Origin of the sequence: Streptomyces sp. NBC_01622 (assembly GCF_045209635.1) — a bacterium.
Taxonomy (GTDB): domain Bacteria; phylum Actinomycetota; class Actinomycetes; order Streptomycetales; family Streptomycetaceae; genus Streptomyces.
Genome location: NZ_CP109293.1, coordinates 6032396 through 6046235 on the forward strand (window position 1 = coordinate 6032396; position 13840 = coordinate 6046235).

12 protein-coding genes and 1 pseudogene are annotated in these 13840 nt (G+C 70.5%); 3 read left to right on the top strand and 10 right to left on the bottom strand.

The features are described 5' to 3' along the window. Window positions 1-115 precede the first annotated feature (115 nt). The 3 genes from OH768_RS27755 to OH768_RS27765 form a co-directional block, all read right to left on the bottom strand. Entirely contained in the window at window positions 116-781 is a 666-nt protein-coding gene (locus OH768_RS27755) for an HdeD family acid-resistance protein (RefSeq protein WP_406458020.1), read from the bottom strand. 170 nt (window positions 782-951) lie between these two features. Further along, the gene (locus OH768_RS27760) at window positions 952-1149 is read right to left on the bottom strand and encodes a hypothetical protein (RefSeq protein ID WP_406458022.1); all 198 of its coding nucleotides are present in this window, start codon (window positions 1147-1149) and stop codon (window positions 952-954) included. A 137-nt stretch (window positions 1150-1286) separates the two neighbouring features. After that, entirely contained in the window at window positions 1287-1814 is a 528-nt protein-coding gene (locus OH768_RS27765; protein WP_406458024.1) for a hypothetical protein, read from the bottom strand. Between the two features lie 575 nt (window positions 1815-2389). Here OH768_RS27765 and OH768_RS27770 point away from each other — a divergent pair. Beyond that, window positions 2390-2941: a hypothetical protein gene (locus OH768_RS27770; protein ID WP_406458026.1), complete on the top strand. Its 552-nt coding sequence runs from the start codon at window positions 2390-2392 to the stop codon at window positions 2939-2941. Between the two features lie 65 nt (window positions 2942-3006). Here the strand turns inward: OH768_RS27770 and OH768_RS27775 are convergent, their stop codons facing one another. From OH768_RS27775 to OH768_RS27800, 6 genes and pseudogenes are all read right to left on the bottom strand, one after another. Continuing rightward, the gene (locus OH768_RS27775) at window positions 3007-5685 is read right to left on the bottom strand and encodes a LuxR C-terminal-related transcriptional regulator (RefSeq protein ID WP_406465472.1); all 2679 of its coding nucleotides are present in this window, start codon (window positions 5683-5685) and stop codon (window positions 3007-3009) included. Window positions 5686-5712: 27 nt separating this feature from the next. Continuing rightward, window positions 5713-6478, bottom strand: a pseudogene (locus OH768_RS27780) (DUF2252 family protein). Next, on the bottom strand, window positions 6364-7230 hold the full coding sequence (locus OH768_RS27785; RefSeq protein ID WP_406458028.1) for a DUF2252 family protein: 867 nt from the start codon (window positions 7228-7230) through the stop codon (window positions 6364-6366). The pseudogene OH768_RS27780 and the gene OH768_RS27785 overlap by 115 nt, the downstream one beginning before the upstream one ends. A 94-nt stretch (window positions 7231-7324) precedes the next feature. Then, window positions 7325-7729, bottom strand: coding sequence for a hypothetical protein (locus tag OH768_RS27790; protein WP_406458030.1), 405 nt, complete (start codon window positions 7727-7729; stop codon window positions 7325-7327). A 56-nt stretch (window positions 7730-7785) separates the two neighbouring features. Beyond that, window positions 7786-8127 carry an MFS transporter gene (locus OH768_RS27795; protein ID WP_406458032.1) on the bottom strand — a complete coding sequence of 114 codons (342 nt, stop codon included), beginning with the start codon at window positions 8125-8127 and terminating at the stop codon, window positions 7786-7788. 360 nt (window positions 8128-8487) lie between these two features. After that, window positions 8488-11745, bottom strand: a complete 3258-nt coding sequence (locus tag OH768_RS27800) for a BTAD domain-containing putative transcriptional regulator (RefSeq protein WP_406458034.1) — start codon at window positions 11743-11745, stop codon at window positions 8488-8490. A gap of 146 nt (window positions 11746-11891) precedes the next feature. Here OH768_RS27800 and OH768_RS27805 point away from each other — a divergent pair, with 146 nt between their 5' ends. Continuing rightward, window positions 11892-12239: a hypothetical protein gene (locus OH768_RS27805; RefSeq protein ID WP_406458036.1), complete on the top strand. Its 348-nt coding sequence runs from the start codon at window positions 11892-11894 to the stop codon at window positions 12237-12239. 144 nt (window positions 12240-12383) lie between these two features. Continuing rightward, on the top strand, window positions 12384-13049 hold the full coding sequence (locus OH768_RS27810; RefSeq protein ID WP_406458038.1) for a Crp/Fnr family transcriptional regulator: 666 nt from the start codon (window positions 12384-12386) through the stop codon (window positions 13047-13049). Window positions 13050-13104: 55 nt separating this feature from the next. Here OH768_RS27810 and OH768_RS27815 read toward each other — a convergent pair whose 3' ends face one another. After that, entirely contained in the window at window positions 13105-13623 is a 519-nt protein-coding gene (locus OH768_RS27815; protein WP_406458040.1) for a hypothetical protein, read from the bottom strand. Window positions 13624-13840 lie beyond the last annotated feature (217 nt).

Below are 13840 nucleotides of genomic sequence, written 5' to 3' on the forward strand. Positions count from 1 at the left end.
GCTCTTTTCCATGGGGGCGCCGCCCCGGCAGGCCGCGCCGGTCGCCACTCGGGTCGGCCGGGGACGGAGGCGACTGCACGGTTCGGGTGCGCCCGCCGGAGTGGCGGGTACGGTGTCAGACTGTCGCGCCGCCGGTGGCCTGCGGCCCCGTGGTGCGCGTCCTTCGCAGCGCGGCCCGCCACGCGAGGGCGACCGCCGCCTCGGCCAGACCGAGCAGGACGAGCCACAGGCCGAGCAGCCGGGTCAGGGCGCGGGCCGACTCCGCCGGCAGGGCGAGCACCACGATTCCCGCGACGATGCCGAGCACCGCGGCGCCCAGGACGACTCCGCGGTGCGGCAGGTCCTTGGCGGCGATGGCCGTGTAGAGGGTGAGGATGCCGGAAACGAGCCAGACGACGCCGACGATCAGCGAGAGGGCGGCGATGGTCTGCAGCGGATTCCGCAGGCACAGAACCCCGGCCAGGACGTACAGCACGGCCAGGAGCAGCCCCGGAAGCCGTTCACCGTGCTCCTCCCGGCCGAAGACGGCCACGAACCGGAACACCCCGGTCGCCAGCAGGTACAGCCCGATGAGGACTGCCAGGACATGCAGGGTTTCGTCCGGCCAGACCAGCGCCAGGACGCCCGGCACCACCATCGCGACCGCCGAGCCCAGGATCCAGGTCCACGACCGGCCCACTTGCGCCAGCACATCCGCGGGATCACTCACCGGGCGGGGGGCCGCCCCGGCGGCAGGTGGTTCCGGTCCGGAAGGCGCTGCCGGATCACGCGACATGGTCATGGCTCCTCCTCGCGTGATCGAGCGGGTCGCTCCCGGGTCGCCGACGGGGCGGTGTCCGAAGGAACGGTGTGCCGGACCGCTCCAGGGTCACGCCGGTCACCGGGTGCCGGGCTCACCCACCACGGGTGATCCGCCGGCTCTTCGACCCGGCACCACGCCGCCCGGTCCTCTCACTCCGGCAGCTGCCTCATCTCCACGACACGCAGTCCCAGTGACTGGCAGCGTGTCAGCAGCCCATACAGGTGCCCTTCGTCCACGACAGGACCGAACAGGACGGTCTGTCCGGACATCACCACGTGGCCCAGCTCCGGGAACGCTTTGGCCAGCGTTTCCGACAGGTGTCCCTCGACTCGGATCTCGTAGCGCACGAGCTGTCCTCCCATGGACCGCCTGGGACAGGCGGACGGCGCTCTTCCCTGCGATCGTGCGCCTCCGTGCTCCTTCGGGCCTCACCCGGTACAGGTGACCGTCCGCCGGCGACGAACGGCACGGATGAGCCCCTTACTCAATGCGTCAGAACGATCTTGAAGGAGATGATCAGCAGGCCTAGCAGCAGGTTGACCGATGCAGTGGTGGCCATAAGCCGCCGCGAAGCACCGCCGCGGCGTGCCGCGGCCACGGACCAGCCCACCTGTCCGCCAACGGCGACGGAGAGAGCCAGCCAGACGGCACCTCGCACGTCGAGCCCCAGGAGCGGGCTGACGGCCACCGCGACGGCCGGCGGGACGGCGGCCTTGACGATCGGCCACTCGTCACGGCAGACGTTCAGTACGACTCGGCGGTCCGGAGCCTGTCGGGCCAGACGGGCCCCGAACAGCTGGGCGTGCACGTGCGCGATCCAGAACACCAGGCCGGTGAGCAACAGCAGCAGCACCAGCTCGGTGCGTGGGAAGGAGCCCAGGGAGCCGGCGCCGATCACCACGGAGGCCGCGAGCATGGATCCGTAGACACCGCCCGTGTAGTCCGCGTGGGTGCGGCGCTCGGCACGACGCTCCCCGCGGGCCGTGGCCGGGCCGGTCCTGGTTCTGGACACCGGTGACTCCCTCCCGACTCAGCGCGTCGGCGCACGCCTCGCCGCTCCTCCCATCGCATCCGAAGCACGTGGCCCGTGCCTCACCCGTCACGGGGGAAGGGCGGCACAAAAGGAGAGAGAACCGATCACCTGTCCCGATTGCGATGATTCATGGTAGATACGATCTGTGCCGCACCGGGAGGATCCGGAAACTGCGGGTTCCCGCAAGGAGCCCTCCCCTGAACGATCGCTGCTGGCGTCGGTCGGCACCGATCCGGGGCACCTCCCCGAACTCCTCGCCGACTTCGCCGTCCGCCGCATCGCTCCGGCCGTGCCCGAAGCAGTCGCCTCGCTTCGGCGGAACCACCCCACCGCCACCGAGGCGGAGCTCCGGGTCCGGGTGATCGATCGCGGCCGTCGGACCGTCGTATCGGAGGGATCTTTCGTGGGCGGCCCGTTCCTCGTCCTCGTTCCCGTCGCGTTCTGCGCGGCGCTCCTCCGCCAGGCACGTACGGTTCTGGAGCTGGCCGCACTGGACGGCCGCGACCCCACGGCGAGCGCCCGGGCCGGCTGGCGAACTCCTCGTCCTCCAAGGCGTGTACGAAGACACCGGGCAGGCGCAGCGCGCGCTCGCCCGTAGGGGACGCGCCGCCGGTGAACCCGCACGCCGGAAGCGATGGGTGGCTCTGTGGGACGTCACCCTGCGCATGGCCCACCTCCTCGGCCTGCTCACGCCAGGCGACGGGAGCAGCCGACGCGTACGCCGGGTCGCCGTCCAGACCTGGCGGTGGCTGCTCCTCGGTGTGGTCTTTCTGGTCGGGGTGGTCGCGCCCCTCGTCTGGCTTCCGTACATGGCGGTGATGTACCAGCGCGGTGACGCCCGCCTGGCAGACCGTGTCGTCGCCTACTACTTCGCCGACACCACACCCGCCCCGCGCCACCGGACTTCCCGCCTCGAACCGGCAGTGATTGCGGCCGCACTCCGCGCGCTCCTCTCCCTCCTCGTGCCGCTCGTCCTGGCCGCCGTGATCTTCCTGACCGGCCTGCGCATCGCCGGGAGCCGCTGGCCGGTCCTCGGCATCACACTGGCCACGGCGTCCGCCGCGGTCGGCGCACTCTGGTACTGGCGCCGCCACCGGCGCCTGTGACGTGTGTTCTTGGGCGAGCCGGAGCGCAGGCGCCTGAGTAACCCCCTGCTCTCACCGACGCGCGTTCACAGCAGCCGGAGGTCGCGCGCGCGGCGCACCGCGTCGCCTCGCCGGTTCACCGCCAGCTTCCGGTAGACGCTCTTGAGGTGGGTCTTCACCGTGTTCACCGACACGTAGAGGTCGGCGGCGACCTCCTCCGTCGACATCATCCGGGCCAGCCGCTCCAGGACGTCGCGCTCACGTCCGCTCAGCTCCACCGCGACGAGCGGCGGGGGCAGCGCCTCCGGCCGGGGTCGCTCACCGTGTCGCGGCGTGCCGGGCGTGAGCCAGCCCGCTGCCAGCTCGTGGAGCGGAGCCGTGGCCAGGAGAGGCCGGAGCCACGCTCCCGCATCGAGGAACGGACGCCGCAGCCGCTCCCGCCGAGCGTCGAGGAGCGCATGTGCCACAAGCCTGCGGGCCGTGGCGGTGTCTCCCGCCTCCTCCGCGGCCTGAGCCCTCACCAGCGCTGCCCGCACGGTCACCGCCGGCCCGGCGCGGACCCCGGCGTGGATGTTGTCGAGCAGGTCGATGGCCGCCCCGGTACGGCCCGCGGCGAGCTGGATCGCCGCGGCCTCCACGGCACACGCCGGCTGGTCGGCGGACACACCCTGGAGCACCTCGGCCGCTCTCTCCGGCCGCCCTTCGGCCAAGTGGGCGGCGGAGGCGACGAGGGCTTCATGGCTTGTCGCCCAGGGTGAGGCCACGGCGGCGGAGACGTCCGGGTCAGCCGCCTTCACGGCGGCTCGTGCGTTGCCGCTGACCAACAGCAGGCGAGCTGTGGCCAGGGCCCGTCCCGCCGCCGACACCGGGTCATGTGTCCCTGGCGGCAGCTGGGCCGCCTCGTCGAGGAGGGCTTGGGCCCGGCCCAGCTCATGGCGGTCGACGGCCACGGCGGCGAGGACCATCTGCCCGAGGCCGGAGCCGGACGGCTGGGGAAGGCCGACCCGCTCCATCTCGGACCTCGCCGCCAGGGCCTTGCGCTCCGCTCGGCCCGGCCAGCCGTTCAGATAGTCGAGCAGGGCCAGGTGCTCCATGGAGTCCTCTCGGGGCAGCACGGTGGAGGCTCCGCCGGGAGCGGCGGCCGCCGCGGTCAGGGCACTGCGCGCGTCCTCGAAACGCCCGGCCCACAGGCGGGCCGAGCCCAGATGGGTCAGCAGGAGAGCGGTCAGTTCAGGATGCTTGTCCAGAAGGTGCGCCGGGACCTCCTGCCGCAGCTCATCGGCCGCTTCGGCGGCCCTTTCGGCCTGTGGGGGACATCCGGTCAGCCGGGCGGCCAGTGCCTCCAGCAGAGCACAGCTCAATTGGGCGGCTGCCAGGTTGGGCGCGTCCTCGGCCAGACGCTCCTGGGCGAGGCGCAGACGTGCCAGACCATGATCGAGGTCGTGCCGGGACAGGTCACGGGCGGCGCGTACGACGTCCGTCGCGGGGCTTCGGGCGTCGGACCCCATATGGGAGAACAACTGGGTCAGGTCGTCCGAGCGCAGGCCGGTGAAGAGCTGCCCGATCGCCAGGTCGTCGACGAGGGCACCGGCGGCGAAATCCCAGTCGCCCGCGGCGGCGCCGTGGGCGAGTGTCTCCGGCAGGAATCCGTAACGACGCAGCCACCGCGCGGCCCGCCGGTGGAGTTCGGGCTCCAGGCCGGGCAGACGCACGCGCAGATGGGCCCGGAGTATCTCCCGGAACAGCGGGTGGAGCTGGTACGAGGAGTGCCCGAGATGCTCGACGAACGCGTTGTCGCGGTGCAGCCCGGCGAGAATGGGCTCGGCATCGGTCCGGAGGGTCAGCGCGTTGGCCAGATCAGGACAGAAACGCTCCAGGACGCTGACACGCAGCAGGAGGCCCTGTGTCTCCTCCGGCTGTTCCCTGAGGACCTCGGCCAGCAGGAAGTCCGCGACCGTACTGCGGTCCGCCTCGAACTCCTTCAGGTAGAGCTCCGGGTCGGCGCTCTCCAGAGCGGCCAGGGCGGACAGGCGCAAACCGGCGGCCCAGCCCCGGGTGCGGTCCACCAGGGCGCCCGCGGCAGGAACCGGAAGGCTCAGACCATGCAGCTCCAGCAGTGTGACGGCCTCCTCGGGGGTGAACGCCAGTTCGGCGGCGCGGATCTCCGTCAGCTCGCCGGCCGCCCGGTAACGGTGCAGCGGCAGCAGCGGTTCGGTGCGGGTGACGAGGACGAGGTGCAGGCCACGCCCGGCGTGGTGCAGGACGAACTCCAGCTGCTCCGTGACCTCCGGATCCGTCACGCGGTCGTACTCGTCGAGCACGAGGACCACGGGCCGGTCGCGATCGTTCAGCTCGGCGGCGAGCGCTGCCAGCAGCTTGCGGTCCACCCCGGACGCGTCCGCGGGGACCCCGACCGCGTCGGATGCCGACGCACCGCCGGCGCGCAGTGCCTGAAGGACGTACGCCCAGAACACCCCGGGACGCCGGTCCTCCGCTTCGACCGTGAGCCAGGCGACAGGCTGCCGCAGTCCGGCGGCCCAGTCGGCGGCCAGCAGGGTTTTGCCGGCCCCGGCCGGGCCGTTGACCAGGGCCAACGGCGTCCCGAGAGCCTGGTCGAGGTGCTGGACGAGCCGCTGCCGCTGCAGGAACGTGGCGGGCCGCGTGGGGAGGGCGAACCGGGTGCGCAGGAAGGGGTCTCCCTGGGGATCTGCCCACGGCACGATCGGAACGGTCGTTCCTTGGGCGTTCTCGTAGGTCTCGGCCACGGCGCTCACTACCCCTGTCCGTCACGGTCACGTCACGGGCGGCGGTCCCTCCTCCAGCATCCCAGCCTCTCCGCCACCGCGCGCGGCACGGGACGGGGTGGCGTGGGTGACAGGAGCTGCCGGCAGCTCCTGTGCGGGTAGCCGGCCCGCGCGCACCGCGTCGACCAGGGCCTGGTGGTCACGCTCGTTCTGGTCGGCGTATGCCTCCGCGAAGGTGGCGAGTGCGCGGACGAGTCGCCGCTGCCCAGGTATGCGGCGATCGCGATGCGGTCGCCGGACCGCGCGTGCGCACGAGCCTGCGTGACCCCGCACAGTTCGCCGAACGTCTGCATGTCCTTCGGCTGCATCCTCTCCGGCATGGCGATGCCCTTCCAGTCGCGCAACTGGCGGACGTAGAAGTCGCGTTGCCTGCCGTCGATTCCGTCCACCCGTTCCCAGCCGAGGAAGATGTCGCTCGTGGCCGCATCAGCCGCTGGCCCGAGACGACCCGCTCGCCCTGGTTGGGGTAGCGGCTGGCACCGACGTGTGCGGCGAGTACGGAGGTGTCGGCGGCCTCCTTGGCCTGGAGGAAGAGCGGGTCCTGGCCGTCCCGGCCGAGCAGCAGGAAGATCCAGCATCGGGTGCCTACGCTGCCGACGCCGACCACCTTGCGGGCGACGTCCGCCAGTCGGTGGTCCGTCAGGAGCGTACGCCGGTCGGAAGCCGGAGTGCGGCCGTACCGCTCGAGCAGGCCGCGGAACCGGCGCTCCAGGGCGCTGCGCTCGACGTCCGGCAGCAGGTCGCCGGCCGGGATGAGCGGCGGGGGATCCGCCGCGATCCTGGGTCGGCCGTCGACCGTCTCCGTGAGCTTGTCGAAAGCCTGCAGACCGTCGCGGGTGCGGGCCTTCGCCAGGCATGGGCCAGCCTCTTCCGACCACTCTTCGTTCCGTGGAGTCGGCCTGCGGCCAGGGACTCGAGGCGGTCCGCACCGATCTTCGCGTACCAGACGTCGAGGTTGCTCATGCCCGCGAAGCGGATCATCGCCTCGCGGTACGAACGGACCGTGGAGCTCACGATGCGGGCGCGCTCCGCGTCGTCGAAACCGTTCGCCCGGCCCGCGATGACAAGACTCGCCGCGAGCCGCTTGACGTCCCACTCCCAGGGGCCCGGCAGTGTCTCGTCGAAGTCGTTGATGTCGAACACCAACTGTCGTTCCGGCGAGGCGAGCAGACGGAAGTTCACCATGTGTGCGGCCCCGCACAGTTGGGCCTTGAGCCCCGAGGTCGGGCTGTCGGCCGGGTCGCACGCCATGATCGCGGCGGCGCCCCGGTAGAAGCGGAACGGGGCCTCCATCATCCGGCCGTAGCGGATCGGGACGAGTTCGGGCACCCGTGCCGCGGACTGCGCCTCCAGGATCGCCAGCGGGTCCCGCCGGTCGGGAGGCGGCCGGTACTGGGCGTGGCCCGAGCGTGGTGAGCGGCGCCGCGCCTCCTTGCCGAGAGCCATGCGTTCCTCGGGCGTGGTGTGGGGTGCCGCGCGCATCGCCGTGGTCGCATTCTGGGTCATCACAGACCCTCCTGTCTGGTCCTGCGGCCCTTGTGACGCCCCGCACGGGCACGTCGGACCCGGCGGGCGGGCATTCGGCCCGCGAAGGGTTCCGTCACGCCGGTTCTGGGACGAAGGGATGCAACTCGTCGGCTCCGGCTTGTACGACGCCGTAGCTGCTCTCGGGCACCTCGTTCCAGGCACCCGGCAGATCACCGAGGGGCTCGGACACGATGAGGCGGGTCTCGTCGGACACTCCCTGCAGGAACGCCATGTCGGGGTGCAGCTCTCTCAGTGCGTCCACGCGGGTGCTGTAGAACAACGACCGGGAAGCGCCCTGGCTCGAATGACGGAAGGCCCATAGGCGTTGGCCGTCGGTCACGGCGATCGTCATCTGGAGCGGGAACTCCACACCGTGGTCGCGGCCGACGAGCAGGGACAGTTCGCGGCGCATGAGGTGGAAACCGGCGATGGCACCGTTGTGCATCCACCAGGTTGCGGTTGTTCCAGCCAGTCCCATTTTCGCCTCCCTCGCCGCACATCGCATGCGGGCACGGATCGGACGGCCAGGACAACTCACGTGGGTTCGTGCGACAGAGAAGGAGTGGTGCTCGAAACCAGGCCCCGGGGGAGGAACAGCGCGGCGGCGAGGCCGACGAGCCCGAGGACCGCCAGTGTGATCATCGCGGCTCCGTAGGCATGGGCGGTGAGGCCGGCGACGAGGATGGTGCCGGCGACCGCGGTGCCCAGTGAGGAACCAAGGTTGGAGACGCTGCGTGACAGCCCGGAGATCTCGCCCTGCTGCTCGTCAGGGAAGCTCGACTGCACCACGTTGACCGATGGGGTCAGACTCAGGCCGAGGCCCAGGCCGATCAGCAGCAGTCCGGGCGCGAAGGCCCGTGATGTCGGGCACGCCACCCATAAATTGGCCTAGACAACAAACAAACCCCAGGCCGCTGGCCCGGGGTTTCATCGTGGAGCGGGTGACGAGAATCGAACTCGCACTCTCAGCTTGGGAAGCGATGGCGCTTGGGCGGGCGCTACGGTTCTGACCTGCGTAGGCGCCTTCCCTGCGTCGTAGTCGCGAAGCTCGGATCGCAACCCTGTTGACCGTGGTTGCCCGCTCTTACGGGCACGGATTGGGCACGGCTTCGGCTCAGGCGGCTCGGCGGCGTCTCCACGCCCTCGGCGGATGCGGCGGGCGTAGAGCTCGGCAGAGCGTGTGCGACCACTGTTGCGTGCGCAAACAGGCGATTGCGACGGGCCGGCTGTGGAAAGTCACCGGTCGAGGTCCTCGTACTCCTTCGCGGGCACACCGATGTCCGAGAAGATGTCCCGTGCCTGCTGCCTCATCAGTTCAGCGGCAGCGTCGTCGGTCTTCCGGTGGGCGAGTGCCATGAGGGTGCGGGCCTCGCCGAGTCGGTGGCCGGTCTCGCGGTGTATGGAGAGGGCCTCCTGGCCGAGTTCGACCGCTGCGCCGGGTGTTTCCTCGGCCTCCGCGGTCTCGCACAGTGCTGTCAGGGCCTGGCCCTCCACCACGCGGAACGAGTGGTCGCGGGCCAGGGCCAGAGCCTGTTCGGCGTGGGTACGGGCCTCGTCGTACCGGCCCGCTTCCGTGTAGGTGAGGCAGAGGGACATGAGGCTGTCCGCCTCGGCCCGTCCGAATCGCGCCTCGCGGGCCAGGGCGAGAGCCTGCTCGCCGGCCTGAAGAGCCCCGTCCAGCTGGACCAGGCGTCGGCGGGCGGCGGCGACCGTGGTGAGGATGCCGGACTGAATCCAGTGTCGTTTCCAGTCCTCGACAAGGGCGAAGGCTCGCTCGGCCTGCTCCAGTCCTTCGTTGTGGCGGCCGAGTTCGATGTTGATCTTCGCGATGGCATCGAGCATCATCGCTTGGCCGTCGCGGTAACCGGCCCGCTTGTCGGAGGCCACCTCCGGGCCGAGGAGGTCGAGTCCCTCAGTGAGACGGCCGAGTTCCCAGTACACCCCACCCAGGATCTGCAGGGCCGAACCGGCGTCCCACCAGCTGACCTCTGCCTCAAGGCCGACGGCACGTTCGAGGTGGCCTGCGGCCTCGTGCAGCCGGCCCAGATCCCGGCAGGCCATACCGAGGCCGACCATCCCGAATCCTTCGAAGTAACGATTCCCGGTCTCACGGAAGATGCGCAGGCCGACGGTGAAATCGTCGTGCGCACTGTCGAGGCGCGCCATGCTCCAACGCGCGAAGCCTCTGAGGCCGAGACCCATCGCCTTGCCCGTCGCCCAGCCGAGCTCCCGGCTGATGTCCAGTGCGCGTGTGGCGTGTTCCATCGCTCGTCGTACATGCCCCCGGTCCCACCGCGCCGTCGCAAGGGTGGAGTGCATCGCTGACTGGCCGAACAGGTCCCCTTCGGTCTCGGCCGCGTCCAGTGCCGTCTGCGCGGTGGTCTGCCAGGTCTTCCGTGGCAGATGGATCCAGAAGTGGTTGAACAGTGCCGAGGTCAGATGCCAGGCGACGGGGCGGGGGCCGTGGTGGGCGGCATGGTTGATGACGGCGAGCAAATTCTCCCGTTCCGCATCCAGCCATGGTCCGGGTGCGACGGCCGACGGCATACCTGGGTGCCTGCCGGAGTGGAGGCTGCTGGGCAGTTCCGGAAAGAGTCCGGCCCCCGCGGTGGCTCGGGCGGCGTTGAGGTACCAGACCAGGAGCCGTTGCAGCGCGGCGTCGCGATCCGCCGCCGTCTCCTCCGCCTGCGCCTGCTCCTGGGCGTACTCGCGCAGTAGATCGTGGAAGCGGTAGCGGCCCGCAGTCACCGGTTCGATCAGGTGGGCCGCTGCCAGCGCACCGAGCAGACGTCGGGCCTGCGGCAGCGGCGCGTCCAGGAGGGCCGACGAGGCTTCGGCGGTGAACTCCGCTCCCGGGAACAGGCCGAGCAGGCGGAACAGCCGGCGTGCACCGGGAGCCAGGACCCGGTACGACACCGAAAAGGCCGTACGTAAAGGGGAGTTGGCGTCACCGTCCGGCGCCAGTGCCTCCAGCTTATTGCCCTCGGTCATCTCGGCGACGAGGTCGGCCGTCCGCAGGGCCGGGTCGCCGGCGAGCCTGGCGGCGGCCACGCGCAGCGCCAGCGGAAGACTGCCGCACAGCAGGATCAGCTCGTCTACGGCCTTGTCGTCGGCGGCTACCCGGTCCGTGCCGAGGGCCCGGCTCAGCAGTGCGCGGGCCTCGTGCGGCTGGAGGAGGTCCAGGGGCAGGGCGTGGGCGCCGTCGTGGGCGACGAGGTCGCCGAGGCGGTTGCGGCTGGTGACGAGGACGCGGCAGGTCGGGCCGGACGGCAGCAGCGGACGTACCTGCTCGGCCGAGGCCGCGTTGTCCAGTAGGACGAGCATGCGCCGGTCGGTCAGCAGGGTCCGGAACACGCGGCCCTGTGCCTCGTGGTGCGGGGGGATCTCCGACGCTGCGAGACCCAGGCTGCGCAGCAGCAGTTCGAGGGCTTCGCCGGGTTCGAGGGGTTGCCGGTCGTGGTCGAAGCCGTGCAGGTTGACGTAGAGCTGGCCGTCCGGGAAGCGGTCGCGGACCTGGTGTGCCCAGTGCACGGCCAGTGCGGTCTTGCCGATGCCGGCGGCGCCGCCGATGGCGGAGATGACCACGGTGTTCGCCGCTTCCCCCTCGCGCGCGGGCGAAAGCAGGGCGTGAAGCCTGGCGAGTTCACCGGTACGACCGGCGAAACCCGCGGTGTCGTGCGGGAGTTCGGCGGGTACGGCGCTCTCGCGCGGTGTGGAGAGCACCGACGGGGACGGACGCAGGAGGAAGGCGTCGTCTTGGTGCAGTACCGCTTCGTGCACCCGGCGAAGTTCCTCACCGGGATCGGTTCCGAGCTCGTCCCGCAGTCGTTTCCGTAGGTCATCGTAGGTTGCGAGCGCTTCCGCCTGACGTCCGCGGCCGTACAGGGCCCGCATGCGCAAGGCCGTCAGCGACTCGTCGTAGAGGTCAGCTGCCGAAGACGCCGACAGTCCGCTCAGATCGTCGAGGGCATCGCCGAACCGCCCCAGCGCGACCAGGCACTTGAGCCGCTCCAGCCGGAACGTCCGCCGGTGTTCCTCCAACCGCTGTCGCTCGTTCCGCGCGAAGGGTCCCGGCAGCCCGGCCAGGGGTTCGCCCCGGAACAGCCCGATGGCTGCGGAGAGTTGGTCCGCTGCGGTGGCCAGGTCGCCCGACGCGACGGTACGCAACGCCTCGGCTCCCCGTTCGTCCAGATCCGCCGTATCGAGTCGGACCTCCTCGACGACGAAGCGGTACCAGCCCTTGCCGCTGCGGATCACCGACTCCGCGGGCGGGGTGCCTTCCGGATCAAGCACTCTGCGCAGAGAGTTGACGTGAGTGGGCAGCACCTTGTGGCCGCCTGGGGGAGGCTCCTCGCCCCACACCGCGTCGAGCAACCGCTCATGACTCACCACGGCTCCTTGCCGCAGCAGCAGAGCGGCCAGCACGGCCTGCCGCTTGACCGGCCCCAACTCCAGCGGCGTCGCGCCCCGCCATGCCCGTAACGGTCCGAGCACTTCGAACCGCAGTAACTGAGGAGATCCGTCGTCCACCCCGAAGCCTCCGCTTCCCCACGTCATCGAAATTTCATCAGAATTGCAGCACCCCCAGCCATGGTTACGGACACGACATCGCACAACCCGCACAACCGAAGGGGGTCCGCGTGACCGAAGTGGATCTGGTGGCCACCGCGTTGGCCACGGGGGCGGCAGCCGAACTCACCGACACCTCACGAGGAGTCGTCCACGACCTGCACGCCGTGCTGAGGGACGCGATCCGCCGACGGCTGTCCGATGGCTGCGACGGCGTGCAGGGCGGATACGGCGCACGAGTGCTGCACGCGTACGAAACGGACCCCGATGTGTGGCGGACCCGGCTGCTCCGGGTCCTGGCCGCCGAGCTGGAACTGGACGAGGAGATCCTCGGGGCGGCCCGCGCAGTGCTCCGCGCGGACCGCAGGGCAGGGCACGTCATCGTGGACCTGGTCGGTTGCGGTGCACGGAGCGGATGAATGCCCTCGGCAGATGTGTACGCCGATGCCGCGTACGGCGTCTCGGAGCCGTGGTTGCAGGGGCGCGGTCAAGGGCCCCTTGGTTGTTTCGGAGGGCCACTCCTTGGTGACCATGTCTGCACGCGGAGGGGACGGTGGACGCACATGACGGTATCCAAGGGAACCGAGGATTGGCCGGCGCGCAGTCTCCTGGGGAGGCTGTCTTCCTCAGCACGGCGGGAACTGCTCGACCTGGGGACCGAGGTCCGGTTCGACACGGATGCCGTGCTGCTGCGGCAGGGGATGAACGACAGGCACGTGCTCCTGCTGCTGTCCGGTCTCACGAAGGTCACGGCGGTTGTGGAGAACGGTGAGACTTCGCTCCTCGCGGTCCGGGCCGGCGGTGACACGGTAGGCGAGATGGCTGCCATCGACGGGTGCGCCCCGCGCTCGGCGACGGTCACTGCCTGCGGTCCACTGACCGCGCGAGTGGTGCATGACGGCGCCCTGCGAGCACTGCTGATGCGCCGCCCCGAGGTCTCCATGTCCTTGACGATGGTCGTCGCCGACCGCTTGCGCTGGGCCAACCGCAGGCGGCTGGACTTCCGGGGGTATCCGGCGAAAGTGCGTCTGGCCCGTGTGCTGGGAGAACTCGCCGCGTCCTACGGAACGCCCCGAGGCGACGAGGTGGTGATCGACATCCGGCTGACGCAGCCGGAGCTTGCCACGCTGATCGGCGCCGCGGAGACGACGGTCCACAAGGTACTGCGCGAACTACGAGATGAGGAGCTGTTGAGGCCCGCTACCGTGCCACCGTCATCAGGGACCTGACCGGGCTGAGGAGGCTCGCGGGCCTGGCGGACGAATGACCGTGGCCCGACCGGCGTCAGCCCGGTATCGACTGCAGGACCACGCTCAGCCCCGCGCTGACGCCCATGACGGCCGTGCACACCACCGCTCCGGTCAGCCAGCGGTACTTGAGAACGGCGACGTGGGCGAGGAACCGCACGGTGTGCGACAACTCCCTGCGATCCGCGGCCTCGTCCGCGGGCACGTCCTCGGCGGGCAGGATGTCGGGGCCCGACTCCAGGTGGACGAAGCAGTACCGGTTGGCGGCCCGATCCCGCAGCAACCGCGGGCTCAACACCGCTGCCAGACTCACCGCGCCACCGATCAGTCCACAGAGGAACAGGGCCAGCAGCGTCCCCGCGAACACCCCGGCCGCGCCTCCCCGTTCACAGACGAGCACGCCCCCACGACTCCATGCCCCCGCGGTGCCGACCAGCCCGGCCTGCACCGCCGCCAGGATGCCGGCCTTCGCGTCCGCGTGCTGGTGGGTCGTCTGCAGCGCGGTGAACATGTACTGCGCGGGGCGGCTGTCGGCTGCCTGAGCGGTCGGTGCCATGGACGTCTCCTCCGGTCGGCGAGGGTGTGCTGCCTCCAGTAAGAGGTGATCGTCTCCGTCGAACCAGTCCCTTCTGCGGGTTCCGGGGACCTCGTCAGTGCTCGCAGATCTCGGCATCCCGTATTTCCACAGGGTTCACACCGAGGCGCAGGTGTACGACTTGATCGCCGGCACCCGTGATCCGGGGGAGCGGGTGCCGGTCTGATGTGTAGTAACT